A 26,904-nucleotide genomic window follows, 5' to 3' on the forward strand; every position below is an offset into this window, starting at 1 on the left:
AATTAAAAAAGCCGTTTTCATTCTTATGAAAACGGCTTTTATATTTTTTAAATAGCGATTACTTAAACATATCCATTCCAGGTATGTTAGGCATGCCATCTTTAGCAACTGCAGCAACTTCTGCATCATAAATACCTTCTGCTTTAGAAAGTGCTTTATTAGTTACCATAACTAAGTAATCTTCCAGTTGTTCTTTATCTTCAAGAAGTTCATCTGCTACAATTATGTTTTTAATCGTGCGACTAGCGGTAACGGTTACTTTTAATAACCCATCACTAGATTGCTCGTCTATTAAAACGGTATCCATTCTTTTTTTTGTGTCTTCTACTTTTTGCTGAGTCTCTTTCAGCTTACCCATCATTCCTGATATATCTCCGAACATATTTTTATTTTTAAGGTTTATTGAAATACCGCTTTCGCGAAAGCGGAACTTTTACATACAATTTTTACAAAAATAACTATCTCAATAACATACTCGCAAATGCAGTGCTATTTTATATCTTGCAGCGCTTTAAATTACTAGAAATATATGTCCTTAAAGGCTCCTATTGCAAAGAAAATAGCTCACATTCACGATAAACACGGTCATCAAAGAATCGATAATTACCACTGGATGACAGAACGTGATGCGCCAGAAGTATTAGATTACTTGAAGAAAGAAAATGATTACTATGAAAAGGTAACTGAACATACTAATGACCTGAAAGAACAACTATTTGAAGAAATCAAGGGACGCATTAAGGAAGATGATGAGTCTGTTCCTTATTTATTAAATGGTTACTGGTACATCAGTAAAATGAAAACAGGTGAGAGTTATCCTTATTATTATAGAAGAAAAGACGGAGAAGAAAAAGAAGAATTGCTTTTTAACGTAAATGACATGGCAAATGGCCATGATTATTATAAGCTTACTTCTATTAATATCTCACCTAATAACAAAATGCTAGCTTATGGTGTAGATGTAAAGGGACGCCGTGAGTATACAATTTTCATAAAGAATCTTGAGACAGGTGAGACGCTGGACCAAGAACTAGAATTGACCACTGGTGGATCTGTCTGGGCAAATGATAATGAGACTCTATTTTTTACAAGAAAAGATCCACAAACTCTAAGAGCTAATAAAATTTTTAAATATAAAGTAGGCGATCAAGCAATTGAAAACCAGCTGGTTTTTGAAGAGCAAGATGAAATATTTAATTGCTTTGTGTATAAGACGCTTTCTGAGCGATTTATCATGATTAAATCATCTGCTACATTATCTGATGAGGTACGATTTATAGATGCAAACTTTCCTGATAGTACTTTTAAAGTAGTACAAGAACGACAAGATGCCATGGAGTATAGTGTCTCTCATTATCAAGATAGTTTTTATATAATGACTAATAAGGATGGAGCCACTAACTTTAAAGTCATGAAAACGGCTATTGAAACCCCAGAAATGGAAAACTGGCAGGACTTTATAGCTCATGATCATGATGTACTGCTAGAAGACTTTGATTTATTTGAAGATTACTTTGTTATTTCAGACCGATTTAATGGTTTGAACCGTATTAGGATTAAAGCCTGGGATAATACGGTAGATTATTTCTTGCCCTTTGATAATGAAACTTATACTGCGTTTACCAGTGCAAACTTTCAGTTTCAAACTAAAAAACTGAGATACAATTATAATTCTATGACCATGCCGCCATCTGTCATTGAATTTGACATGGAAACTAGGGAAGAGGTTATTTTAAAAACGCAACCCATAGAAGATCCTAATTTTAATGCAACTGATTATCAATCTGAAAGAATATGGGCAACAGCAAAAGATGGAGTAAAAGTTCCTATAAGTCTGGTTTATAAAAAAGAGTTGATAAAAGAAGAAGGTAATCCATTATTGCAGTACAGTTATGGTAGCTATGGACATACTATTGATCCCTATTTTTCTATCTCCAGATTGAGTTTGTTAGACCGAGGATTCATATTTGCCATTGCGCATGTAAGAGGAGGCGAGTATCTAGGAAGAGAATGGTATGAAAACGGTAAAATGTTTTCTAAAAGAAATACGTTTTCAGATTTCATAGCTTGTAGTGAGCATTTAATAAAAGAAAAATACACAACTGCCAGCCAGCTTTATGCATCAGGTGGAAGTGCTGGTGGATTGTTAATGGGCGCTATAATAAATATGGCTCCTCAATTATATAACGGTATACTGAGTGCTGTCCCTTTTGTAGATGTTGTAACAACTATGTTAGATGAAAGTATACCACTTACAACTGGAGAATATGACGAATGGGGAAATCCTAATAACAAAGATAGCTATGATTATATGTTGAGCTATTCTCCATATGATCAAGTAAAGGAGCAAGAGTATCCTAATATGCTAGTAACTACAGGTTATCATGATTCTCAAGTTCAATACTGGGAACCGGCAAAATGGGTCGCAAAATTAAGAGAGCTCAAAAAAGATAACAATTTGTTATTGTTCAAGACAGATCTTGCGAGTGGACATAGCGGCGCGTCGGGCAGGTATGATGCACTTAAAGAGGTCGCAATCGATTTCGCTTTCTTGCTGGATCTTCAAAATAAGAAAGGCTAGATAAAATTGTGTAAATTTGCAACGTTTGTGCAAAAATGAATGCATATCTGGAAACTCAGACATTAAAAACGCTTGTAATTAAAAAGAGAGAAATGTCGAGCTTCTAAGCAAAACCCTAAATATGAGTAACAACATAAAAGCGTACGATAATGTACTGGAATTAATAGGAGAAACACCACTTATTAAGCTCTCTGAAACTGTAAAAGATTTTCCAGGTAATTATTATGCAAAAGCAGAGGCCTTTAATCCAGGTCATTCTTCAAAAGATCGCATAGCCCTTCATATAATAGAACAGGCAGAAAAAAAGGGAATTTTAAATCCAGGAGATACTATAATAGAAACTACATCTGGTAATACTGGTTTTAGTATTGCCATGGTAAGTCGTATCAAAGGTTATGATTGCATCCTTGCTGTAAGTTCAAAATCAAGCGCAGATAAAATAGACATGTTAAAGTCTATGGGAGCTAAGGTATACGTATGTCCAGCAAATGTAAGTGCAGATGATCCTCGCAGTTATTATCAAGTTGCCAAACGATTACACGATGAGATCAAAAACAGTATTTATATCAATCAATACTTCAATGAGTTAAATACAGAAGCTCATTATTTATCTACTGGTCCAGAAATATGGAATCAAACTGCTGGTGAAATTACGCACTTAGTTGCATGCAGTGGAACAGGAGGAACCATTTCAGGAACGGCACGTTTCTTAAAAGAAAAGAATCCTAAGATTAAAGTTTTAGGAGTAGATGCTTATGGTAGCGTTCTTAAAAAATATCATGAAACTCAAGAATTTGATAAAGATGAAATCTATCCTTATCGTATAGAAGGTTTAGGTAAAAACTTAATACCTACGGCTACAGATTTTGATGTGATCGACAGCTTTACAAAGGTAAAAGATGAAGATGCAGCACACATGGCTAGAAAAATATCTCAAACAGAAGGTCTTTTTGTAGGTTATACTAGCGGTGCAGCCTTACAAGCAGTTAAACAACTAGTCGCACAAGGTGAATTTGATGAAAATGCAAATGTGGTAGTAATTTTCCCTGATCATGGATCAAGATACATGAGCAAAATTTATAACGATCAATGGATGCAGGAGCAAGGCTTTGTAGATGCTAAGTCAACTGCAAACGAGCAACATATAGAATATATTAAATAATATTCCTAAGCATATCTAAATAATTGTTAATCGCTGTCTTTTAATAAGATAGCGATTTTTTTATAGCTGTTTTCTTAAAGCAGAATTCCTTACAACATTTAATAAGCTATTTATCAATAGATTGTTGTTATTAACTTATTTATTATGCATGCATAACATACAGTCTAATAATTATTAGAATCGTATATTTGTACCTTAATTTTATGACATGAAAGATTTATTTGATAAAATTTACAAAGACAAAGGACCATTAGGAAAATGGGCAAGTGTAGCTGAAGGATATTTTGTATTTCCTAAGTTAGAAGGTCCTATTGCAAACCGCATGCAATTCAACGGTAGAGAAGTAATTACATGGAGTGTAAATGATTATCTAGGACTAGCAAATCACCCAGAAGTTAGAAAAATAGATGCAGAAGCTGGAGCTGAGTACGGTAGTGCTTACCCTATGGGAGCACGTATGATGAGTGGACACACTGATTTACATGAGCAATTACAAAATGAATTAGCGGCGTTTGTAAATAAGGAAGCAGCTTATTTATTGAACTTCGGTTATCAAGGTATGGTTTCTACAGTTGATGCTTTAGTATCAAAAGACGATGTAATTGTTTATGATGTAGATGCTCACGCATGTATTATAGATGGTGTACGTTTGCATCATGGAAAGCGTTTTACTTACAAGCATAATGACCTAGATAGTATAGAAAAGAACTTACAACGTGCTACTAAAATTGCTGAGCAAACAGGTGGTGGTATCCTTGTTATTTCTGAAGGTGTTTTTGGTATGCGAGGTGAGCAAGGAAAACTTAAAGAAATTGTTGCTTTAAAAGAGAAATATAATTTTAGGTTATTTGTAGATGATGCACACGGTTTTGGAACATTAGGTAAAACTGGTGCAGGTGCAGGTGAGGAGCAAGGAGTACAAGATCAAATTGATGTATACTTTGCGACATTTGCAAAGTCACTGGCAAGTACAGGTGCGTTTATTGCTGCCGATAAAGAAATAATAGACTACTTAAAATATAATTTGCGTTCTCAAATGTTTGCAAAGTCTCTTCAATCACAATTAGTGGTAGGAGCTTTAAAACGTTTAGACATGTTACGCACTATGCCAGAGCTCAAAGAAAAGTTATGGGAAAACGTAAATGCGTTACAAAATGGTTTAAAAGATAGAGGTTTTGATATAGGTACGACACAATCTTGTGTAACACCAGTATATCTTAAAGGAAGTATTCCAGAAGCGATGGCTCTAGTAAAAGACCTGCGAGAAAATTTTGGAGTATTTTGTTCTATAGTTGTGTATCCTGTGATTCCTAAAGGAATGATATTATTGAGATTGATTCCTACAGCCTCTCACACAATGCAAGATATTGAAGAAACACTCACAGCGTTTGAAGGTATCCGTGAGCGTCTAGATGGCGGAGTTTATAAAAGGTTAAGTGCAGGCGTAGCAGCTGCAATGGCTTAATTTAAGAAAATGACAATAAAAAAAAATGCCTTGTGAAAACAGGGCATTTTTTTTACATTAAATCGCGATTGATCATATACATTATTCTTCAATTTTATAAAGAGTAGCTTGTTGCATGACTAATACAGGATAACTAGTTACTTCATAACCTGCTGATTCACCAGCTTGTTCTTTTGTTTCAAGACTTGACATAGTGATCATAAAGTCCATTCTATCTTCATAGAAAACCTCACTAGTATGTAATAAGTTTCCAGCTACGTCGTACGTGCTGAATAATGTATTTTTAGAATGAGCGATAGGTAAAATAATACCGTTATTTTCATCTAATTCGTAAATGTTTGGGTTTTCTGTTTTGACAAGAGTATAACCTCTCTCAGATCTCTCTTCACCATAAAATATTTTATAATCATAACGCATAGAGTCTGGTGTTTTTAACAAATGCAATTCCATGGGGATATTTTCAGTTCCCTTACTTGATGTATTGAGCAAAGTACCCTTATACACTCCTAAAAAATCATCAGGAAAAAACAATTCCTTCTTAAACTCTTGAGCGTTCTCATTATTCGTGAACGGTTCTTCACGATTATTATCTTTACAGCTGCTTAGTAATAGTAGCAATATTATGTAATACCATTTTGTCATGCGTTAAAAATAATAAATTCTTTCAACGTGTTGGAATATGGATCTCGCTTTCGCGAAAGCGAAAAAAATAAAACCTCTTTAAAATGAAGAAATCCCAAGTAGCCATAAATGACATCTCAGGATTTCCTACTAACCAACCAAAAAACTTTATGAAAATTACTCTTAATAACCTTCATGTATTACAGTGCAATACCTGTGCCAAACTGTTATGCATGCACAGTAAATTTTTATAAAGTGATTCTTTTGTGGCAATTAAATGTAAAATCTTTCTTCTTAATCGTTTTAGTTGATTATAAGGCAATTAGTAATGCGACATGACATTATGACGTCACTGTCATATCTTACTTATATCCACTAATAAATCATGATGTTTAAGTAAAGAATGAAGTACTAGAAAGTTAATGTTGACTACATTACTATAAAATTAAGTACTATCCGATATACTATAAAGGTGTTCCTTCTTAAATGTTATGAATTGCATTTTTCAAATCCATTTTTTCCACTTAAAGAAACCAAGTAAACTGAAAAATATAATAGCATTGATGATCCAGAAATATTGATAACCATGATCCCAAGTTAATTCTGGAATATGTTCAAAATTCATCCCGTAAATTCCTGCCACAAATGTCATAGGTATAAATAAAGACGATACTATAGTAAGCACTTGCATGATTTGGTTCATTTTATGACTCACGCTTGATAAATACATGTCTCGTAGACCGGCATTGATTTCTCTATAGGTTTCTACGGTTTCTATAATTTGAATACAATGATCGTAAGCATCTTGTAGGTAGGCATGGGTTTTAGACTCAATTAAGCTGCTGTCTTCTTTAAGTAATCTAGAAATAGACTCGCGCAAAGGAAATATAGCTCTACGCAATTTTAAAAGCATTCTTTTATTTTTTTGTGCCTGATTTAAAGAATCTTTTTGAGGATTATCAAAAATTTCATCTTCCAGCTGATCTAGATATTCTCCTATTTGCTCAATAACTAAAAAATAATGATCTATAATACTATCAATTAAGGCATAGAATAAGTAATCACTCTTTACATTTCTTATACGTCCACGACTGTTTTCAATCCGTTCTCTAATGTTCTCAAAAACATCTCCCGTTTTTTCCTGAAAAGATATTACTGCATCTTCAGTTAAAATGATACTTACCTGTTCTTCATTCAACTCATTATTCTGTGCATCATAAGAGATCATTTTGATGCATTGATAGATATAGGCTCCATAAAATTCTGTTTTAGGACGTTGCGTGGTGTTTGCAATATCTTCCAGAAGTAAATGATGTAAATGAAATTTGTTACCTACTTTTTCTAACAAATCAATATCATGCACACCATCAATGTTAAACCAGTTGACACGATCTTCCTTGAGTTGATCTAGATAAATGCCTTCCTGCTTAGAATAATGCTCTGTATCATATAGAATAGTTTCAGTTGATACTTCACCAGTACGTTCTTCTCCTACATAGGAAATAGTGCCTGGCGGCTGGAATACAGTGCCAGTAGATTTAGGCGTTGCCTTACGTCTTAATCTAAGATTAATTTTTTTCATGAATCAGCTGGTTATGTGAATTGCTTCACAATCAAATGTAATAAGTTTAAACCTAAACTAGGAATTTACTTCAACTTCTCTGCAATATAAGGTGCTGTGTAACTGTCTTTTACTTTTGCAACTTCTTCTGGCGTTCCAGCTGCAATTAAATGTCCACCATTTTTACCACCATCAGGACCTAGATCGATGATATGATCTGCACATTTAACGAGATCCATATTGTGTTCTATAACTATTACTGAATGTCCTTTTTCTATCAAAGCATTAAAACTATCTAGCAATTTATTGATGTCATGAAAATGTAATCCTGTTGTAGGCTCATCAAAAATAAATAGCGTTTTATCTGATGTAGTGCCTTTAACCAGAAAGCTCGCTAGTTTTATACGTTGCGCCTCACCACCAGATAGGGTAGAGGAGCTTTGTCCTAAAGTCACATATCCTAAACCTACGTCTTGTAATGGCTTTAGTTTTCTAGTTATTTTTGCTTCTCCATTGGTATCAAAAAACTCGATGGCGTCATTGATCGTGAGGTTTAACACGTCGTCTATGTTGTGATCGTGAAACTTGATTTCAAGAATTTCTTTTTTAAAACGTTTGCCATTACAGGTTTCACATTTCAGAGTAACATCGGCCATGAATTGCATTTCGATTGTTACTTCTCCATCTCCTTTACAGGTTTCACATCTTCCACCATCCACATTAAATGAAAAGTGCTTGGGTTTATAATTTCTTATTTTGGCAACCTTTTCATTTGCAAATAAATTACGAATGTCATCGTACGCCTTTATATAAGTTACAGGATTAGATCGCGAACTTCTACCTATAGGGTTTTGATCAATAAATTCAACTGTTTTCACATTCTCAAACTTACCAGATATCTCAGTGAATTGGCCAGCTTTCTTCCCGTAACCATCTAGCTTTTTTAATATCGCTGGATATAATATCTGTTTGATTAAGGTTGATTTACCACTACCAGAAACTCCGGTAATCATAGTAAGAACGCCTAATGGAAATCGTACGTCTATGTTTTTAAGATTATTCTGTCTCGCACCTTTAATATCTATATAATATTTATGCGACCTACGCTTTCGCGGAAGCGGAATCTCCATAGATCCATTCAAATATTGTGCTGTAAGACTAGTAGATTTTAAAATCTCTTCTAAGTTTCCTGCAGCGACAACCTCACCACCAAGTGTTCCTGCCTCAGGACCTATATCAATGATCTCATCTGCAGCTTGCATGATCTCTTCATCATGTTCTACAACAATTACCGTATTACCTAAATCTCGCAAATTCTTGAGAACCTTTATTAATCTTTTAGTATCGCGTGGATGCAGCCCTATGCTAGGCTCATCGAGAATGTACATACTACCTACAAGACTACTTCCCAAAGAAGTCGCTAGATTAATACGCTGTGATTCTCCACCAGAAAGGCTATTAGATTTGCGATTTAAGGTTAAGTAATCCAGTCCTACATCAGATAAAAAAGCCAACCTATTGTTGATTTCAATGAGTAATCGCTTAGCGATATCTTGATCGTTTTGGCTCAATTCTAATTGTTCAAAAAACGGAACCAACTCTTTAATAGGCATGGTGACCAAATCGGTAATAGTAACACCAGCAATTTTCACATAATTAGCTTCCTTTCTTAATCGAGCACCATGACAATTGCTACATTTAGTTTTACCACGATACCTAGAAAGCATCACACGGTTTTGAATTTTATAAGCTTTTGCCTCGAGCTCTTCAAAAAACGAATGAATTCCTTCAAAATACTGGTTACCATCCCAGACCAACTGTTTTTGTTTATCTGTCAACTCAAACCATGGACGGTGGATAGGAAAATCAAATTTGCTTGCCGTTTTAATAAGTTGATTATTATAATAAGACATGCTCTCGCCGCGCCATGGGAAAACTGCTTGCTCATAAATAGAAAGTGCCGTATTAGGAATGACAAGATCTTCGTCAATTCCTATCACATCTCCATAACCTTCACATTTAGGACATGCTCCATAAGGATTATTAAAGCTAAAAAGATGTGGATTAGGCTCCAGAAATTCCATCCCATCTAATTCAAACATATTAGTAAATTCACGGACTTTGCTGCCATCCATATATTCAATAAATGCAACTCCTTTTCCTTCAAAAAAGGCGGTGTCAACAGCATCTGCTAGACGATTGTAAAAATCTTCATCGTCTCTTACTATAATACGGTCCACAACTATTTTAACTTCATCTTTCTTAGTATAGCTAAGACCTTCTTCATCAATTCTATGTACAGAATCGTTAATTTTAATACGTGTATATCCTTGTTGCAGTAGGACTTGAAGTTGCTCTTTAATATCTCGTTTACCTTTGACTATTAGTCTGGTCGTTAGTAATAGTTTTGCACCTTCCTTTTGTTTCTTCACATAATTAATAACGTCAGTTACTGTATCTTTTTTTACTTCATCACCAGAAATAGGAGAGTAGGTGCGTCCTATACGAGCAAAGAGTAACTTAAGATAATCATAGATCTCGGTAGTAGTACCTACAGTAGATCGCGGATTTGTAGAGTTTACTTTTTGCTCAATGGCTATTGCTGGAGCAATTCCTTTAATGTACTCTACTTTTGGTTTGTTCAAACGTCCTAAGAATTGTCTTGCATAGGAAGATAAACTTTCCACGTAGCGACGTTGACCTTCTGCATATAAAGTGTCAAAAGCTAAAGATGATTTACCACTACCAGATAAACCGGTGATGACCACTAATTTATTTCTAGGGATTACAGCGTCTAGACTTTTGAGGTTATGAAGTTCGGCGCCCTTAATTAGAATGTTCTTTTTAGGGCTTAATTGATCTATGTTGGCAAACAATTTTGTTTCAGGCATAAGTACAAAGATAAGTGTGAGGTTTTGCTTGAAAGAATTGAATATTGTAATTTATATGTTAAAATATGTTACTAATCTTTGGATAAGTGGAATAAATGTTGCTATATTTAGCCCGTTAACATTTTTTAAACAATCTGCGTATAGTATAACATTACTTTAAAAATCTGATCAAGGGCTCATTTACTGAGATCAATTAAGTTGTTATATTATGAATATAGAAAATGTACAAGATGCTGTTTTGGTTAAACAGTATATTAATGGTAGTGAGAAAGGACTGGAAGTCTTAATAACTCGCCATAAACAAAGAATCTACAGTTTTATTTTTTCTAAGGTAATGGATCGAGATATTACTGAAGATATTTTTCAAGACACTTTTATAAAAGTTATTCGTACTCTTAAGAAAGGTAAGTATAATGAAGAAGGTAAATTTTTACCTTGGGTAATGCGTATTGCGCACAATCTTGTAATAGACCACTTTAGACGTAACAAGCGTATGCCTAAGTTTCAATCTCGTAATGACTTTGATATTTTTGATGTGATCAGTGATGGAGAAGAAAGTATGGAGTATGATATGATTACTAATCAAATGCATGAGGATGTACGTAAGTTAGTAGAAGAGCTACCAGCAGATCAAAAAGAGGTGCTTACAATGCGTATTTTTAAAGAGATGTCATTTAAAGAAATTGCTGCTTGCACAGATGTAAGTATCAATACTGCACTAGGAAGAATGAGGTATGCCCTAATCAACTTGCGCAAAGTAATTGATAAGCACAATATTGTGCTTACTAGATAAATAATATAAATTTTAATGATTCATAATAAATGAAGATAATGCTCGTTGTATTAATAACTAAACGAATAATATAGCATGGCAAAACTTTACAATGAATCATTACAAGAACCAGTGAAGCCTACAGGTCCAAAAGCAGAAACTATAAGTTTCCTACTTAATTTTTCTAAAGCATTAAGTGTTACTAAATATAAGAATATGACGTTTGAAACGCTTAACAACTGACATCTAACCAGTGTCAATTTTTGTTTTCAATTTGAAAACCCATTCACAAAGCTACTGTGAATGGGTTTTCTTTTTGATCAACATTTATATCTTATTTCAGAGGTTTAATTTTTAATACTTCATGCTTACTTCCTAGCTCTTTTTCTTTTTTTAAAATTAATTAAAATTAAAAAAGCAGCTTAGTATTAAGCTGCTTTTTAAAATCTAAGTATAATGTAGGATAATTACTCCTCAAACATATCTATAGTCACTTGTTTCATCTCTGCTACGAAAGCTGCCCATTCTTTCTCAAGAAATGATTTTGATTCTGCATTAACTTCTCTTGCAAGAGTTGCCGCCTGATTATACAATTGCTCCTCAGTTTCTGTTTGTGAACCTTGACGACTACCTATATAACTACGAGCACTACCTATACGATTCATAACTGTTACTTCTGGATTGCGAGTAATTCCCTGACGATCATCCGGCGTACCGAAGTATTTATTTTGCAATTTTTCTATTTGTTTTACAATAGAATCGGTAGCTTTTATTTGTTCTTTATAAGCCTCTTTATCTTGAGATTTTAAAAGCTTTTTAAAATTAGTCGCTGTCTCATTATTCTTTGCAAGTTGTAATGTTACAGATTCCACTTCAGCAATTAAATTTTGTAACCTATCAAGAGCAGCGAGTTGTTCTTTGCGATTTGCCATAGTAAATTCATCAATCCTTGGGTCTTCCTTAACCTCGATCATTTGCTCGCTGGTCATCTCGCCATAGTGTAAAACGGCTTTATATGTTCCTGGTAAAACACTATTTCCACCTGGTTCTCTTTTAGAGTCTCTAACTCTTCGGGACGGATATTCGATTCCCTTTTCGTCTAGTCTCCATGACCATTCATGGATCCCTTTTTCCTTAGGTACTTTACTACTCAAAGTTCGTATTAATTCATTACCATCGTATATTTTTAGAAATAATGAATCGGTTTTTACGGTATCATTTTTTGCTTTTAGGTCTTTATTAAAAAAGTATTTGAAACGACCTATAGGACGGCTACGGTTTTCTCCGTGAAACATTGCATCTGCGCCAAATCTACTTCCTGTAGGTTGCTGATAGCGGGCAAAATAGGCAGTAGGAGGCTCGTATAATTCTATTGCTTTTCTTTGTTTCGCTTTCGCGAAAGCTTTAAGAGGTTCTAAATCGTCAAGTACCCAAGCAGCTCTACCGAAGGTACCGATTACAAGATCATCCTCACGTGGATGGATCACTAAATCCTTAACAGAAACTGTAGGGAAACCGTTAGTATACTTTGTCCAGTTAGCACCAGCATCAATACTTACATAAAGGCCATCGTCAGTACCTAAAAACATTAAGTTATTCTCTTCTGGATGCTCGATAATGCTCAGCGCATAACTTATCACATCATTTTTATCGACTATGCGCGTCCAGCTTTTACCATAGTTAGTAGTACGATAAACATAGGGCTCAAAATTAAATCTTCGGTAATCGTTTGCAACCAGTAGCGCATGTCCTTTTTTAGTTTTTGAAGCTTTGATTTGTGCAATCCAGCTGCCTTCTGGTAGTCCTTTTAGGCCTTTGGTAATATTCTCCCAGCTTTCTCCACCGTTTTTAGTGATATGAACAAGTCCATCATCACTTCCTACATAGAGAACATCTTTTTCTACAGCACTAGGTTCAATCACTAGAATGGTAGTGTGGTTTTCTGCTCCAGTAGCATCCATTGTTAAGCCTCCAGATTCTGATTGCTTTTGTTTTTCTGGATCGTTAGTAGTTAAATCTGGAGAGATGACTTCCCAAGTCAGACCTTTATCAGTCGACTTATGTACAAACTGACTTCCAAAATATAATGTAGAACTATCAAATGGATCTATATTAATGGCAGCATTCCAGTTGAACCTTAACTTTACATCTGCATCAGGATGCGTAGGACGAACGCTGTAATTATTACCAGTTTGCCAGTCGTAGCGACTTACAAATCCTTGCTGGCTCATAGAATAGCCTAATCTACTATTATCTGGATCTGGTACTACATCAAATCCATCTCCAAAACTAATTTCCTGCCAGTAACTATTTCTTATACCTTGCGCTCTCCACGAGTAAGCAGGACCGCGCCAGCTACCGTTATCTTGCATACCACCATAAACATTATATGGCGTCTCCATGTCTACATTAATATGATAAAATTGTGCCACAGGAAGATTTCCTATGAAGCGCCATGTTTTACCTCGATCACGAGAAATATTAAGTCCACCGTCATTACCATCTATCAAGAATTTACCGTTTTCAGGATGTACATAAAACGCATGATGATCAGGATGCACACCATTATTAGCACCATAAGCTGGCATTAATTGCGAAAAATTTTTACCTCCATCTTCAGAAACATTTACATAAGTAAAAACGGAATAGACTCTATTTTCATTTTGAGAGTCTACATAGATTTCTGAGTAATAAAATGGACGGTTTCCTATATCACTTTTTTTGTTAATCATTTTCCATGTAAAACCACCATCTTTTGATTTGTACAACGCATTTTTCTTAGCTTCTACAAGTGCATAAACTACGTTAGGCTCGCTAGGAGCTATAGCTACACCTATACGACCTAACTCTCCTTTAGGTAATCCATCTTCTTCAGTTATTTTTTTCCAGCTAGCTCCACCATCGTGAGTCATATAAAGTCCAGAGCCTTCTCCACCAGATTTAAAAAACCATGGATCGCGTTTGTGTTCCCACATGGCAGCGATTAACTTATTAGGATTAGTAGGATCCATAACAAGATCTGCCGCTCCAGATTTATCGTTAGTGTAAAGTATTTTCTTCCATGATTTCCCGCCATCGGTAGTTTTAAAAACGCCACGTTCTGGATGAATTCCCCATGGAGAACCTATTGCAGCAGCATATACTACGTCTGGATTTGTAGGGTCTATAACTACACGATGAATATTACGTGTTTTTTCCAGCCCCATGCGTGTCCAGCTTTTTCCAGCGTCAAGAGATTTGTAGATTCCTTCTCCACCATTTAGAGAATTACGTGGGTTTCCTTCACCTGTTCCTACCCAAATCACACTGGGATTAGACTGCTGTATAGCAACAGCTCCTACTGATGCAGTTTCTTGATCATCAAAAATAGGGTCCCAAGTGATCCCACCATTAGAAGATTTCCATAAACCTCCGCTAGCGGTTCCTGCATATATAATATTTGGATTATTGTGCACGACATCTATGGAAGTCACACGTCCAGACATACCGCCAGGACCTATATTTCTAGGTTCTAGGTTTTTGACAAGTTCTAAGTCTAATTTTTGAGCATTTGTGGTTGCTACGATACAGAGCAACACTAGAAGTAAGAGTCTTTTCATTTTTGGTTTTTCTTAAAACCTAAAGATAAAACCTTAAAAATAAATGTTAAGAACCTTTAACTTTTTTAAAAGATTATTCCGCAGGATTTAAAACCTTGGGTGGTGGTAACTGTTTCTTAGCTATAAGTAAGGTATACGGCATTTTCTCAAGTTCTTTATTCTTAAAATGTTCTTTATCTTTTTTTAATTTACTTAAATCGATATAGTCGTCGTGATAATCAGGTAAAGTAAGCAACCTACCATTGGGATACAATATAAAGTGGTTGCCATCTGTAGGTCCATATGTAGCTAGTTTTTTCCTTATTAAATCTTTGTTATCATAAACACAGCCATCTGGAAGATATAAAGAACCTGCTTGAGCAATCCACACGAGCTTCATAGAATCCTTTTTATCAATTTCTTTTTGTAATTTTCTCCTGCGTTGAAGTTCTGATTTAAAGGACCTATAGTTAGAAGTGTATATATGAAAGTCTACAATAATGGTATCGTTACGTTTAATGTTTTCACCTGTTAATTCACTGAAATAGTCCGCATAACCATTTCTGATTACGGTATCTAATTTCCGCTCTGTATCATCCTCATAGATTATTTTAAATAGTTTAGAATTATCAATTTTTAAAAGTTCAACCCTAGAAATAGGTTTTTCCATGGTGGCTTTCTCAACTTTCTTAAAAGTCTTATCTACCGTAACAATATTATCAGAATTAACTTCATTAGAAACTGTGATAAAACTTCTAGTGATTAAAACTGCATAATTCTGTATAAAATCTATAGGCTCAATGAAACTATTTTCTTTTGAAATCCATAAGAATTGTGGTGTCTTTACTGTAGAATCAAAATAAGGAAGGTTAAAGAAATTGAGGTCATCATTATAAATACCAGGTAAGCTAATATTATTAAAATTAGGTGCCGCCACGATGAGTATGTTGCCTAGATTATTTTGAATATCTCTTAAAACAATAGAATATTGTGTGGTGTACCAATGTATTGATTGTAAAAGTTCGTCTCGTGATAAAGTCGCTTCTTCTATTGATGGATAGTACAATATGAGAAGTGGTTGATCTACATCAAATTCATTATCTGTTATGAGATTAATGGATGCTATTTCTTTTTTTGAATCCTTGATGTTTACAGATTTTCTTCTTAGAAATAATTCATTATATATTCCATCATATGAAGAGATGGCTATTAAACTATCACTTCCCTTTCTTTTCAATTTTCTAAATTCTTTCTTAGAAATATCAAATCCATTTTGATCGATATATACTTGTTGACCTGCTGTTATATATGTAATTGAAAGAAATATGATTAGAGTTGTGAGTCGCATTGGTAGCATTAAATATATTATTAAATTTAGATCTTTATAAGTATAACGCTTAGCAATATCCTTGTAACCTTTTATAGATATCGCTTTCGCGAAAGCGGAGTTTCAACAATTTTTATTAATTATCTGAGACTGTGTACATGATAAAAGTATTCTTATCAATAAGCTTAATTTGATTTATAACACTATGATCGTCATTTGAGTAAATCAATTGAACCTTTTCTGGATCATAAGTGTAGTAATAGGGTTTTTGACGATTCCCTAATTCATTACCGCACCAGCCAATAGTTTTTTGAGATTTTGATGGCTTATCGTACGGAATGTAAGTGACGATGAAATTTCGGGAAGAACGAAACATATTTGCGTTTTCCTTATAATTGCTTCTCACAAAAGTGGTTACTTCTTTACCATCGATAAAATTGATCTGACTTTGATTCCAGTTTTCCACTATATAACCAGTGGACAATGACGTCTCATTTTGAGAAAAAACAAAGGAGCTGACTAGAATAAATAAAACGGAGTAAACGAATTTCATAAAATAGAAACCTCAATAATTATTCCGTTATGAAATTTCAATAGGAGATTACTTTTTCCTCCACGGCGGATTTTTTCTATTTTCACCAGCGCGATAAAGAACTAAATGATTGCCATCTGGATCAAATAAATGAGCTTCTCTCCACAACCAAGGTTGATCTTCTGGATCTGACGTAAACTCGATACCTTGTGTTTTAAGAAACGCCACCTTTTTATCCAGATCATCACATTCAAAGAAAACTTTGATACCTGATCCTTGTGGTAATTGATCTACCACAGAGATACTCAAAGTAGCATCTCCATGAGGAAATTCAAAACGAGCATAAGCATTGTGTGTATGAACGATCAAGTTTAACCCTAACATTTCATAAAATGCAATGGATTTAGGAATGTCTAAAGCAGGAAGTGTAATTTGATTTAAGTTCATATTACTTAATCTTCAAAGGATTTCCACATTTCATTACCAAAAGGCTGCAACTCATTACTACCCATAAATTCTTCATAAGTTCTAGAATTTAAAGTAGACCTTGAAGAACGACCGTTGAGTCTTATATCTTCTAAACAAAGAGCGAGAAGTGGTTCATTTTCATCACCTAGAATTCCTAAATTTTCAAAGTCTTCTGCTTGTGCTATATCTGGTAATAATCCGTCAAAATAATCTGTATTCCCGACGGAGTTCAAACTTTTAAGAACGAGCGGTTGCATCGCATATCGGTGAGCTGGATTAGCTCCATTTCTTCTAAAGTCTGGACTATCGTACAACGTTACACTGGCTTGAAATTTCCCTGCTGTGTCATCACCTACTTGAACTACATCAATATATGGATTTAAAGAATTAATGACTAACTCACTTGCACTCGCCGTACTACCAGTTGTAATTATATGAACCTTATTGAGGTTTAAACTGTTTAATGGCGTACCTGCGTTAGTTTGATTTTTAAAAAAATTAATTAAATCTTGAGGTGAATTTGCTGATAACTGCGCTTGAATATCTGGATTCCACTCTTCAGTAGAATACACATCAGTAACTGGATTTCCAGAAATTAAACTTCCTAGAATAATAGCTGTATTTACAGAGCCACCACCATTATATCTCAAGTCCAAAACAAGGTGAGTAATTCCTTGAGCTCTAAAATCACCAAAAACATTATTAAGTTGCTCATCAAACTGTGATAAGAATCCAGTGTACATTAAGTAACCTACTTTTTGAGTTCCTTGATCTATCACGTTAGTGACTAATATAGGATCTTCTTGATTTACTTCTTTAGTAAGTGTAATCTCAATTCCATTTGAAGTAGTCATCCCATTATTAAGATCTGCAAGCCCAATAGTATAAACGTCTTGAGCTAGTAAGGTTCTAATATTTTCTCTGGTCATTCTAATGCCACCTATAGTATTAAAGATCATACCACGAGTAACGCCTTCTCTTTCAGCACTGGTATTGGGTTGAACATATCTTACATATCCGTAAATATCTGTAGCGCTACCAGCTTCAGCAACGGTACCGAATTCCATACCGTTTGAAAGTGAATTACCAGATAAAATATTTTCAAGAGCCACATAATCATCAAATATGACACTAAAACGGTCTGTTCTCGCTCTATCAAAAACTAGTGATTCAAAAAATTCTTCCGGACTAGCATATTGTGCATGAAAAGCTTCAAGCTCTGCGGTATTTGCAAATCGATCATCGGATAGCACATCTATTTGCGGCTTGTATAAATAAAATGCATTCATACCACGATATACAAAGTTGTTGATCTCGCTTTTGCCAGCAAAAACATCATCATTATCCTGAAAACAGCTTGATAGTGTGATTACCGTTAATAACGTAAAAATTATGTACTTAAAAAAATTATTCATCTAATTGCTTATTTTGAAGTAAAACTAAGGAAAACACGTCACAAAAGGTTAATGAATCTGATGTTACAGACAGCTACATCTATTCAAATCTGTTTTATAATCAATATAGATATAATAGTGTTTGCTTAATGTTTTAGGGTATTTGTCTATTATTACCTAGTAATTTTAAAGATTCCTTTTCCTTCTACGCCTATGTAGATCATTCCATCAGGACCTATCTTTACATTGCGCATACGACCTAATCCGTCGACTAATTTTTCTCTCTTGGTAACTCCTTTATCATTAACGTAAAGCATCTCTAAATATTGGAACTTTAAAGAACCTACGAGATAATTGCCGTTCCAGTTTTTGTAAGCTTCATTATCGATAATTGCAAAACCGCTAGGCGCAATACTCGGTACCCAATAATAAAAAGGTTGTTCCATTCCTTCTTTTGCAGTGCTTTCTGCAAACTCTCCACCACCATAATTTTCTCCGTAACTAATTACTGGCCAGCCGTAATTACGACCAGCTTTAATAAAATTAATCTCGTCTCCACCTTGTGGACCATGTTCATGAGCAATTATTTCTCCAGTCCTAGGATGAACAGTCATCCCTTGTGGATTTCTATTTCCATAAGTAAAAGCAGCAGTTTTTGCATCGTTAACGTCTACAAAAGGATTATCTTCTGGAATACGTCCATCAGCATGAATCCTGTATATTTTACCACCATCTCTAGTTAAATCTTGCGGATTCACATCTCGCTCACCACGCTCTCCAATAGAGAAATATAAATATCCTTCACTGTCCCAAGCAAAACGACTTCCAAAATGTTGTCCTCTCTTAGTATTAGGAGTTGCCTTATAAAGTACTTTTAAATCTATAAGCTGGTCATTTTTTAAGACAGCACTCGCTATAGCAGTATTACCTCCAGAGCCTTCACCTTCAGAGCTTGCATAAGAGATATAGATTTTATTATTATCTTTAAAATTAGGATGAATAATTACATCTAGCAAACCACCTTGTCCTCGTAAGTAAACCTCAGGAACTCCGGATATTTTGTGTGAGGTAGTACCATCAAACCTGTACATTTCACCTTCTTTTTCTGTATAAATAAGATCACCATTAGGTAACCAAGTCATTCCCCATGGATTAGTAAGATCTTTTATAATAGGAGTAACAGTATAATCTTTTTGGTCTTCAATCAATGGAATGTTCTCTACAATTGGCTTAGATTGATTGCTCTCTTGATTTGAATTTACGGCAGTAGTGTTTTCATTCACTGCGAGTTGATCAGTTTTTTGAGATTCATTCTTGCAGCTTATAAAAAGTAATGTGAATAGGAAGAAAAAGGCAATACGTTTCATGATTCAATATTTAATTTAAAATTAAATCTTCACAAGTTACAAAACGTTAATAAAAAGAAAAATCCCTAAGTACGTACTAAGGGATTGATCAGTTTCTGGTGGTTATTATATGGTAGTGTTTTCTAATAAATTTAAAGATGGCTAATTCAATGAAATCGTTTGTAAAAAACACTTTTTTTTCTAGCATAAGAAAAACAATCTTGAAGCTTCCATATCTTCATCAAATGGTAGATTTTCATCAAAAGAGCGATTTCTAGAAAGCATCGGGAAGTCTGAGTTGAGGTTGAGAATTCGGTTTGAATTTTTCATGTTTTTGGTTTTAAGAGTTCGTTTTAAATTATCTGTGTCTACGTTTAGAATTCCAAGAATCTGCAAAAGTATTCTGGTTGCTAGTTCTGTTGTTCGTTGCGTTGTTTCCGTTTAAAAATCCTTTAGTCGTTTTCATAATATTTATATTTTGTGGTTATATCTAATAGACGACACTACTTTTTAATTGTTACAGTAATTATTAAATTTAATTTTGATAAAATATGTAAATAACTGAATTACAATGTCATAAATTGCTAATTATTTTAGCAAAAAAAATAAAAAAGCGATTCTTATTAGTAAAGAACCGCTTTAGGATGAGAGTTCCGCTTTCGCGAAAGCGAGATCATAAACTAGTTACTCTTGAACTTGAAAAATTATAGGTAACGTATATATAATATTACCGCTTGACTATTTTGCTTTCTTGGAATCATTTGAGGCAGCATATGGATGACACAAGAAACTTCTTCTTGAAGTTCAACATTTTTAGCCTAAGATTTTATGTCTAGTGCATTAGCATATGTCTCTATTTAATGGAATGGCAATTTTATCATCATGCTTGTACTATTTTTTCAAAACTCTAAATGAAGTATTTTGCATTATAATAGTTATTCAAATGAGTAAGTCTACCGCTTTAATTATCACCATCGTTTTTCTTATCCTTACAAGTCCATTTTATTTCAATGGAATTCTTGTATTACTTACTTCTTACGATGTTTTGGTACGACAGAAGAATAGGGTAGACATGAGCGGCAGCGGTATTGATCTTGTTCTTAAAAAGAGATACGATTTTATTCCTAATCTTGTTGCAAGTGTAAAAGAATATAAGAATTATGAAAAAAGCTCTTTGAAAGTATTACTTTGTTGAGAAGTAAAATTCTCAAGGCAAGTTCCAAAGAAGAACGATTTGAGATGGAAAATGAAGTGTCCCAACTTTTAGGAGTGATCAATGTTTTATGAAAAACTATCTAGATTTAAAGTCATTTGAAAATATGATACAGTTGCAAAGAACACTTAGAGTCATGGAAGAACAAATAAACAGCGCAATAAGAGCTTACAATTCTAATGTTCTCGTGCTTAATGATAAAATAGTAAGTATTTCTACTATTGTTCTAGCCGCATATTTAGAGTACCAGCCAGCTATATGTTTTGAAGCTAGGGAAAGTGAGAATAGTGACCCAAACGTTAGTTTTTTATTTAGGTAATCAAATTTATGGAGCATCAACTATTTCAATTGCTGGAAACCACAGCAACTCAATTAGAGAAAAAGCGTATTAGATTAAAACGCTTTTACGGTTTGTATAATTTAACCATATTACCTCTCAATTTTTTACTGCAAATTGCTACTGTTGTCGTGGTAGTGGGCGGAATTTTTTTTCCACCGTTTTGGCTTTGGCTTATTTTACTATTTGTGGTCTATATAGGACTAAGCTTTGTACCACATCCTAAGGAGAGTTACCACGATTACGTAAAGGAAGATGTTTTACCTCAAATTTTTAAAGAAGTTCATCCTAATTATGAATATCATCCATTTGGTATCAACAACGAGGCATTAAGTAACAGTGGTTTTTTTAATAAATCATTTTTTAGAAATAATGTCTTCATACATGGAGAAGATCGTGTTACAGGAATCGTAGATAATGTTACAGTTGATTTTACTGAAGTTGCGTTTTATAGAAAAGATATTAATTGGTTAAAATCATTTGGTGGGTTTATTCTAGCCATTTTGTTATTTCCTATAGCGATATTACACGGATTGTTTAATCAGGAAGATGGCGTTCAACCTATAGTTGAATTTGGTTTTGTACGTGATACCATTAAGTATTACAGAGGTTTATTTCTTTATGCAAATTTTAATAAAAGTTTTGAAGGTGATGTGATATTGATCCCTAAAAAACTAGAAAGTAATTGGGATAAATTTAGCGATGCTGTTTTTGGATCGTCTTATTCAAAAATGGAAATAGATAATCATACAGTAAGCAGTAATTACTCTGTTTATACCACTAACGCGCAAATGGCATATTATGTATTATCGCCTAGCTTGATCAACTCTATAGTCCAGATTATTGAAACAGAGAAAGTACATCCTATGATTTCCTTTAGATCTGGCAAAATGTATATGACTATTCCTTGGGATCGTGATTACTTCAGTGTAGATATCAATGAACCAGTAAACGGAGCGGCTTATTTTACTAATTACATAGAAGACATTAAATCCTTTGAAAAAATCATTAAGCACTTAAAATTAGATGTAAAAATATGGAGTAAATCCTAGTTATCTATTTCTTCCCAAAGCTTTTCAGAAGTTAATCGGTACGTCCCTACAAAATCCCATGAACACTCTGTAGGATGTATTACAGATAAGAATGGTAATCCATCTTTGCGACCTTTGTAGAGATGATAGGTTTCTCCTACGATAGGTTCAAAGGAGAATTTTGCACCATAAACTAGTTGATTATCCTCATATTTTTTAACCATGGCATCGTACTGCTCTTTGAGTTGGTCAAATTGTGATTTAATCTCATGGTTCACCTTATTGATATTAGTTTGTTTCCATGAAGTGATGTCTGGAGTAGTAATTTTAGGGGCAGACACGCCACTAGAGTAGGGAAGAAGCGCAGCATTATAGGTGCCTGTTTCTTCGTCGTAAACTACGTAATCTGGTTTTTTTTCTTCACTCATGTGACAAAGTTACGACTTGGCAGCTTTTCTTGTAGAAGATTAACATGATTTTCTTAAACAAAAAATCGAGACAGCTTTCACCGTCTCGATTTGGCCAATTTTTCAATTCCCCCAAATTGTAAAATTACATTGTAAATATAGGGGCGTACACTTCTTTGATATAATAGCAATCCATTAAGTTCAAGTTTCATTCCATAAACCGTATACTTGAATTGATTTGATTTAATCTCGCTTTCGCGAAAGCGGGACAATCATATTACTACCTCTTTAAAGAAAAATGTGATTTCAATACGGCTTCTTCACCAGTATTGGGGTCTACATATTCAATTGTAAACCAGTAATCTGACGATGGTAAAGGTTTATTATTATACGTTCCATCCCATCCAGGACCATCTAAGGAAAGTTGTTTAAGTAACTTTCCAAAACGATCATAGATATATAATTTATTACCATCGCGATCTCTTAGGTTTTCAATTTGCCAGTAGTCATTAAAATTATCATTGTTAGGTGTAAAAAACCTAGGATATCGTAAAACTAGGATTCGGTCTGTCGCGATGCCACAACTGTTAGGTCCCTTTACACTTATAGTATGAATACCATCTTCAGGATTTTCAAACCTATTACTTTCTTGCCATGGTCCATTATCTAATCTATATAAATAGGTGTCACCACGATCATTTAAAACATTCACTTCGATGGTAGGATTACGATCAAATTGATTGGTAATTAAAATCGCCTGTGCCACAAGATAAGGCTCTTGAATTACAGCGGTTTCATCTACGTTTACACATCCTGTATTTCTATCAGTTATCTCTACACTATAGTTTCCTATAGCGTTTGCTGTGTAAGTGCTATTTACGGCACCTGCTATAGGATTTCCTTCATAAAACCAGTTAAACTCATAGGAAGCGTTAGATAGTTGTGTGTCTAAAATCGGTAATCTCGATGGATTTATTGGGACACCATTTTCATTTAAACAAGCTTCATATTCATCAAATAATTGTGATTCTGGAAGTTTAATACCGGTAATACTAAAGGTGGTAATTGAGAAGCAACCGGTCGTATTATTTTCAACTCTTACATAAATTGTTTCGGTTATATTTGAATTTGTGTAATTGACATTAACGCTGTTATTCCCATTTAATGCATCTTCATTAGATAGGTGATATGTTATCGTATGATCAGTAGTATTTAGCCCATTTAAAATAGCAGATTCTTCTATAGACAAATCAAATAAGGTAAGGCCATCATTATCACCTATAGCATCACATTCTTCTTGATCATTTGCACTGGCTATAACAACATCAGGATTAAATATAATTTGTAATAAAGAACTTTCATCATTACAACCATTGCGGCTTACGGTATAAGTATAGATACCTTCATTATCTAATGCAGGATCAAAAAGTCCCGTTCCAGATGCTAATGTAGGGCTCCAGACTCCACCATTTTCTGGAGTACCATCAAGAAGAGTAATTAAATTTATTTCTGGCCCAGTTGTACAAATGTTGACTATAGAATCTAAACCTGGATCTGGTGCTGGCGTAATGTTTACTGATACTTGTGAAGAAACTGGTGGACATGAGCCCGTGGCGGCAATAGTATACATATAATTTCCTGCAAGATCTATTGAAGGGTCAAATATACCGCTACCACTATTTAAGGTAGGTGTCCATACGCCACCTGGTTGTGGTGTACCGTTAATACTATTAAAAAGATCTATAGAATTTGCATTTGCGCATATATCTACTGTTCCATCAATTCCAGGATCAGGTGCTGTAGTAATACTTATATTAAGTTGAGAAGTATCATCAGTGCAAGGTGCGTTACCACTAACGGTATATGTATAGGTGTTAGCAAGGTCTATACTCGGATCAAACATGCTAGTTCCGCTGGCTAAAGCTGGCGACCAAGTTCCGCCTAGATCAGGTGCTCCTAAGAGCAATGATGTCAAATCTACTGGATTATCGGTGGAGCATAAATCTATAGAATTATCCATTCCAGCGTTTGCCGCTGAGTTAATTATCACTGTAACATTTGCACTAACTCCTGGACAAGAATTTAATGATGGAATGCTATAAGTATACGTTCCTGCTGGATCTATCGCGGGATCAAAAATACCACTGTTACTCATTAATAATGGTGTCCATGATCCACCATTATCTGGAGTTCCATTTAAAAAATTGAATAAATTTACAGCAGTATCTGTCTCACAAAGTGTGATAGTAGCATCTAGCCCAGGATCTGGCTGTGGTGTTATGGTTATCGTTATTTCAGAACTATCAGTTGCACAAGAAGGAGTTCCTGTTACTGTATAAGTATAGGTTCCTGCGACATCAATTGCTGGGTCAAAAATATTACTGCCGCTAGCAAGTACAGGTGATATAGTTCCTCCTGCATCTGGATTTCCAGGTATTAAACTGAATAAATCTACTGCAGCACTAGTGGAACATAAATCTGTAGATATATCAAAACCAGCTTCTACAGTTTTTTGAATGTCTATTATTGCTGGTGAAGTAATACTTGATGTAGATATAATGCTACCAGGAACCGCGCAGTTTACAACATATGCACTATTAATGGCTATATCATTTGAAGTTAATGAATTAGGTAATTCTAGTTCTATCACTACCTCAAATATATCTACATTTGTTAATGTACGACTGTTCTCAAAACGGATTGTTCTACTACTAGCATCAAAACTTGAGGTCCCTATAGGAGTAGAGTTACAATTAAAATTACTAGGTGAAAAATTAAAGGATGGATAATAATTTAAATAACTGGTATTAAAATCACTGGTAGTACTAGTTGCGTTCATAAAGGAGAATGTACTATTGCGACCTAACGAGGTAGGATAAAACACGTCTCCTAGAAATGGTAGTTCATCAAAAAGCAAGAATTGTGTAGCATCTCTATTACCTATGTTTTCAACAGTAATACGATAGAATACAGTATTATCACAATTAGGATCAATAACTAATGGAGCTGATTGAAAATTGATATTATCAACAGAGACTTCTTTTCTAATTACAAATACGGAAGATTCAATAACATTAACCTTTGCAAAATCGGAGGTTTCTAGAATTACTCCAGAATTATCAATTAAACTTGCATTATTATCTATGTTGCCTGCTACGGTTTGAGGTCTAACTCTTGCCTTTACCCTTGCGCAATAAAAGATTCCAGTGATCGCACATCCGGTATCATATTCAAATACATCACATGTTTGATCAACATTTAAATTATCCCAGATTAAATTCTGACCATTCTGGGTAAAAGTAACTCCTAATGGCATATTTGAGTTATCTACAGAAATGAATTCGTATTTAGGGTCTAGTATATCTTCCATCCGGCCATTAAAGTCTAAACTCCCATTATTTTGAACGCATATTTCAAATTCAACTTCATCATTAGGAGAAATATTTGTAATACTAGTAACAAATGGATTCAAAGAATCTGCTAGTCTCACATTTTTATTGATACAAACGTCCATAGATGGCGCTTCAATAAGTAAATCTATACAGGATTCATTTCCAGTAGGAAGATTTGGTGCATTATTGAGAACAATATCAGCAGTTAAGTCGACACAGTTTGTAACTATAGTTCCTGGTGTTAAACTTGAATCGATGGTAAAGAAAATCCCTATCCTAACATCATCACCAGGAAATATCTGTGTATTACTTTGGGCAGTAATTCTTATCTCATCACCTGGTGCACCATTCCATGGAAATCTAAATCCACTGTCATCAGGAAGGGTAAAACTGCGATCAAATATATTATTAATGAAAATTGGCAGCAAGGTCTTGCTTCTTCAATTGCTAAAGGGGTTTCTGCTCTTAATTCTAATACTCAAGCCGTGATGTTGTTATTGGTTGACCAATGGCAGTTGGGTATTGATGAGCTTACATTATTTATACGGAAGTGGCAGAAAAAACCTGAATATATCTATACAGCCTCTAATGACACTGGTATTAAAGGGCCTCCGGTAATATTTCCACAGCACTGCTTTAGTGATTTGAGCCAACTCAAACGAGGCCATGGAGCAAAATCAGTGATTGATCAACACACTAAAATATTACGAAGCATTCGCATGCCAGCAGCCTTTATTGATTTAGATACACCTAAACAGCTGACAGAACTAAAAAAACTTTATAATACCAATTGAAGTAAAAAAGAGCTTTCACCACTTACAAATAA

At 34.4% G+C, this 26,904-nt stretch carries 22 protein-coding genes; 9 read left to right on the plus strand and 13 right to left on the minus strand.

The genetic code is table 11. The features are described from left to right. Nucleotides 1–58 precede the first annotated feature (58 nt). A complete protein-coding gene (locus A9Q93_RS01925; protein ID WP_303685695.1) occupies nucleotides 59–382 on the minus strand; it encodes a YbaB/EbfC family nucleoid-associated protein in 324 nt (107 codons plus the stop codon). Nucleotides 383–529: 147 nt separating this feature from the next. On the opposite strand from A9Q93_RS01925, the gene A9Q93_RS01930 reads away from it, so the two are divergent. From A9Q93_RS01930 to A9Q93_RS01940, 3 genes are all read left to right on the plus strand, one after another. After that, nucleotides 530–2,581: a S9 family peptidase gene (locus tag A9Q93_RS01930; protein WP_303685696.1), complete on the plus strand. Its 2,052-nt coding sequence runs from the start codon at nucleotides 530–532 to the stop codon at nucleotides 2,579–2,581. A gap of 121 nt (nucleotides 2,582–2,702) precedes the next feature. Further along, on the plus strand, nucleotides 2,703–3,743 hold the full coding sequence (locus A9Q93_RS01935; RefSeq protein ID WP_303685697.1) for a PLP-dependent cysteine synthase family protein: 1,041 nt from the start codon (nucleotides 2,703–2,705) through the stop codon (nucleotides 3,741–3,743). A gap of 208 nt (nucleotides 3,744–3,951) precedes the next feature. After that, the gene (locus A9Q93_RS01940; protein WP_303685698.1) at nucleotides 3,952–5,208 is read left to right on the plus strand and encodes an aminotransferase class I/II-fold pyridoxal phosphate-dependent enzyme; all 1,257 of its coding nucleotides are present in this window, start codon (nucleotides 3,952–3,954) and stop codon (nucleotides 5,206–5,208) included. 81 nt (nucleotides 5,209–5,289) lie between these two features. Here A9Q93_RS01940 and A9Q93_RS01945 read toward each other — a convergent pair whose 3' ends face one another. The 3 genes from A9Q93_RS01945 to uvrA all read right to left on the minus strand — a co-directional run bounded on the left by A9Q93_RS01945 (nucleotide 5,290) and on the right by uvrA (nucleotide 10,281). After that, nucleotides 5,290–5,826: a hypothetical protein gene (locus A9Q93_RS01945; protein ID WP_303685699.1), complete on the minus strand. Its 537-nt coding sequence runs from the start codon at nucleotides 5,824–5,826 to the stop codon at nucleotides 5,290–5,292. Nucleotides 5,827–6,334: 508 nt separating this feature from the next. After that, nucleotides 6,335–7,411 (minus strand): magnesium/cobalt transporter CorA, encoded by a 1,077-nt coding sequence (gene corA, locus A9Q93_RS01950; protein ID WP_303685700.1) that lies wholly within the window; start codon nucleotides 7,409–7,411, stop codon nucleotides 6,335–6,337. Nucleotides 7,412–7,476: 65 nt separating this feature from the next. Next, on the minus strand, nucleotides 7,477–10,281 hold the full coding sequence (gene uvrA / locus A9Q93_RS01955; RefSeq protein ID WP_303685701.1) for an excinuclease ABC subunit UvrA: 2,805 nt from the start codon (nucleotides 10,279–10,281) through the stop codon (nucleotides 7,477–7,479). Between the two features lie 208 nt (nucleotides 10,282–10,489). On the opposite strand from uvrA, the gene A9Q93_RS01960 reads away from it, so the two are divergent. Then, nucleotides 10,490–11,074 carry an RNA polymerase sigma factor gene (locus tag A9Q93_RS01960; protein WP_303685702.1) on the plus strand — a complete coding sequence of 195 codons (585 nt, stop codon included), beginning with the start codon at nucleotides 10,490–10,492 and terminating at the stop codon, nucleotides 11,072–11,074. Between the two features lie 75 nt (nucleotides 11,075–11,149). Then, complete coding sequence (locus A9Q93_RS01965) at nucleotides 11,150–11,296, plus strand: hypothetical protein (RefSeq protein ID WP_303685703.1); 147 nt, start codon at nucleotides 11,150–11,152, stop codon at nucleotides 11,294–11,296. A 224-nt stretch (nucleotides 11,297–11,520) separates the two neighbouring features. On the opposite strand, the gene A9Q93_RS01970 is transcribed toward A9Q93_RS01965, so the two are convergent. The 7 genes from A9Q93_RS01970 to A9Q93_RS02000 form a co-directional block, all read right to left on the minus strand. Continuing rightward, entirely contained in the window at nucleotides 11,521–14,652 is a 3,132-nt protein-coding gene (locus tag A9Q93_RS01970) for a hypothetical protein (RefSeq protein ID WP_303685704.1), read from the minus strand. A 73-nt stretch (nucleotides 14,653–14,725) separates the two neighbouring features. After that, nucleotides 14,726–15,979 (minus strand): hypothetical protein, encoded by a 1,254-nt coding sequence (locus A9Q93_RS01975; protein ID WP_303685705.1) that lies wholly within the window; start codon nucleotides 15,977–15,979, stop codon nucleotides 14,726–14,728. Nucleotides 15,980–16,094: 115 nt separating this feature from the next. Beyond that, nucleotides 16,095–16,511, minus strand: coding sequence for a hypothetical protein (locus tag A9Q93_RS01980; protein WP_303685706.1), 417 nt, complete (start codon nucleotides 16,509–16,511; stop codon nucleotides 16,095–16,097). Between the two features lie 48 nt (nucleotides 16,512–16,559). Then, nucleotides 16,560–16,937 carry a VOC family protein gene (locus A9Q93_RS01985; protein ID WP_303685707.1) on the minus strand — a complete coding sequence of 126 codons (378 nt, stop codon included), beginning with the start codon at nucleotides 16,935–16,937 and terminating at the stop codon, nucleotides 16,560–16,562. 5 nt (nucleotides 16,938–16,942) lie between these two features. Then, the gene (locus A9Q93_RS01990; protein WP_303685708.1) at nucleotides 16,943–18,373 is read right to left on the minus strand and encodes a S41 family peptidase; all 1,431 of its coding nucleotides are present in this window, start codon (nucleotides 18,371–18,373) and stop codon (nucleotides 16,943–16,945) included. Nucleotides 18,374–18,525: 152 nt separating this feature from the next. Continuing rightward, nucleotides 18,526–19,719, minus strand: coding sequence for a PQQ-dependent sugar dehydrogenase (locus A9Q93_RS01995; protein WP_303685709.1), 1,194 nt, complete (start codon nucleotides 19,717–19,719; stop codon nucleotides 18,526–18,528). A 180-nt stretch (nucleotides 19,720–19,899) separates the two neighbouring features. After that, a complete protein-coding gene (locus A9Q93_RS02000) occupies nucleotides 19,900–20,028 on the minus strand; it encodes a hypothetical protein (RefSeq protein WP_303685710.1) in 129 nt (42 codons plus the stop codon). Nucleotides 20,029–20,641: 613 nt separating this feature from the next. Between A9Q93_RS02000 and A9Q93_RS02005 the strand changes: the two genes are divergently transcribed. The 3 genes from A9Q93_RS02005 (at nucleotide 20,642) to A9Q93_RS02015 (ending at nucleotide 22,300) form a co-directional block, all read left to right on the plus strand. Continuing rightward, entirely contained in the window at nucleotides 20,642–20,893 is a 252-nt protein-coding gene (locus tag A9Q93_RS02005) for a LemA family protein (protein WP_303685711.1), read from the plus strand. Nucleotides 20,894–20,981: 88 nt separating this feature from the next. Continuing rightward, nucleotides 20,982–21,230 (plus strand): LemA family protein, encoded by a 249-nt coding sequence (locus tag A9Q93_RS02010; RefSeq protein ID WP_303685712.1) that lies wholly within the window; start codon nucleotides 20,982–20,984, stop codon nucleotides 21,228–21,230. A gap of 8 nt (nucleotides 21,231–21,238) precedes the next feature. Continuing rightward, nucleotides 21,239–22,300, plus strand: a complete 1,062-nt coding sequence (locus A9Q93_RS02015) for a DUF3137 domain-containing protein (RefSeq protein ID WP_303685713.1) — start codon at nucleotides 21,239–21,241, stop codon at nucleotides 22,298–22,300. On the opposite strand, the gene A9Q93_RS02020 is transcribed toward A9Q93_RS02015, so the two are convergent. Then, complete coding sequence (locus A9Q93_RS02020) at nucleotides 22,297–22,707, minus strand: DUF2452 domain-containing protein (RefSeq protein ID WP_303685714.1); 411 nt, start codon at nucleotides 22,705–22,707, stop codon at nucleotides 22,297–22,299. The genes A9Q93_RS02015 and A9Q93_RS02020 overlap by 4 nt on opposite strands. A 259-nt stretch (nucleotides 22,708–22,966) precedes the next feature. Beyond that, nucleotides 22,967–26,506, minus strand: coding sequence for a T9SS type B sorting domain-containing protein (locus A9Q93_RS02025; RefSeq protein WP_303685715.1), 3,540 nt, complete (start codon nucleotides 26,504–26,506; stop codon nucleotides 22,967–22,969). Between A9Q93_RS02025 and A9Q93_RS02030 the strand changes: the two genes are divergently transcribed. Then, nucleotides 26,390–26,872 carry an NTP transferase domain-containing protein gene (locus tag A9Q93_RS02030; protein ID WP_303685716.1) on the plus strand — a complete coding sequence of 161 codons (483 nt, stop codon included), beginning with the start codon at nucleotides 26,390–26,392 and terminating at the stop codon, nucleotides 26,870–26,872. The genes A9Q93_RS02025 and A9Q93_RS02030 overlap by 117 nt on opposite strands. Nucleotides 26,873–26,904: the final 32 nt, after the last annotated feature.

The sequence above is a fragment of the Nonlabens dokdonensis genome (assembly GCF_002162835.1).
Lineage (GTDB): Bacteria > Bacteroidota > Bacteroidia > Flavobacteriales > Flavobacteriaceae > Nonlabens > Nonlabens dokdonensis_B.

Bases quoted from the DNA above. Each gene is read 5' to 3' on its own strand.
- uvrA (WP_303685701.1), bottom strand. From the start codon at position 10,281: ATGCCTGAAACAAAATTGTTTGCCAACATAGATCAATTAAGCCCTAAA.
- A9Q93_RS02005 (WP_303685711.1), top strand. From the start codon at position 20,642: ATGAGTAAGTCTACCGCTTTAATTATCACCATCGTTTTTCTTATCCTT.
- A9Q93_RS01990 (WP_303685708.1), bottom strand. From the start codon at position 18,373: ATGAATAATTTTTTTAAGTACATAATTTTTACGTTATTAACGGTAATC.
- A9Q93_RS01925 (WP_303685695.1), bottom strand. From the start codon at position 382: ATGTTCGGAGATATATCAGGAATGATGGGTAAGCTGAAAGAGACTCAG.
- A9Q93_RS01935 (WP_303685697.1), top strand. From the start codon at position 2,703: ATGAGTAACAACATAAAAGCGTACGATAATGTACTGGAATTAATAGGA.
- A9Q93_RS02000 (WP_303685710.1), bottom strand. From the start codon at position 20,028: ATGAAAAATTCAAACCGAATTCTCAACCTCAACTCAGACTTCCCGATG.
- A9Q93_RS01965 (WP_303685703.1), top strand. From the start codon at position 11,150: ATGGCAAAACTTTACAATGAATCATTACAAGAACCAGTGAAGCCTACA.
- A9Q93_RS01985 (WP_303685707.1), bottom strand. From the start codon at position 16,937: ATGAACTTAAATCAAATTACACTTCCTGCTTTAGACATTCCTAAATCC.
- A9Q93_RS02020 (WP_303685714.1), bottom strand. From the start codon at position 22,707: ATGAGTGAAGAAAAAAAACCAGATTACGTAGTTTACGACGAAGAAACA.
- A9Q93_RS01975 (WP_303685705.1), bottom strand. From the start codon at position 15,979: ATGCGACTCACAACTCTAATCATATTTCTTTCAATTACATATATAACA.
- A9Q93_RS02010 (WP_303685712.1), top strand. From the start codon at position 20,982: ATGAAAAACTATCTAGATTTAAAGTCATTTGAAAATATGATACAGTTG.
- A9Q93_RS01930 (WP_303685696.1), top strand. From the start codon at position 530: ATGTCCTTAAAGGCTCCTATTGCAAAGAAAATAGCTCACATTCACGAT.
- A9Q93_RS01970 (WP_303685704.1), bottom strand. From the start codon at position 14,652: ATGAAAAGACTCTTACTTCTAGTGTTGCTCTGTATCGTAGCAACCACA.
- A9Q93_RS01995 (WP_303685709.1), bottom strand. From the start codon at position 19,719: ATGAAACGTATTGCCTTTTTCTTCCTATTCACATTACTTTTTATAAGC.
- A9Q93_RS01940 (WP_303685698.1), top strand. From the start codon at position 3,952: ATGAAAGATTTATTTGATAAAATTTACAAAGACAAAGGACCATTAGGA.
- A9Q93_RS01960 (WP_303685702.1), top strand. From the start codon at position 10,490: ATGAATATAGAAAATGTACAAGATGCTGTTTTGGTTAAACAGTATATT.
- A9Q93_RS02015 (WP_303685713.1), top strand. From the start codon at position 21,239: ATGGAGCATCAACTATTTCAATTGCTGGAAACCACAGCAACTCAATTA.
- corA (WP_303685700.1), bottom strand. From the start codon at position 7,411: ATGAAAAAAATTAATCTTAGATTAAGACGTAAGGCAACGCCTAAATCT.
- A9Q93_RS01980 (WP_303685706.1), bottom strand. From the start codon at position 16,511: ATGAAATTCGTTTACTCCGTTTTATTTATTCTAGTCAGCTCCTTTGTT.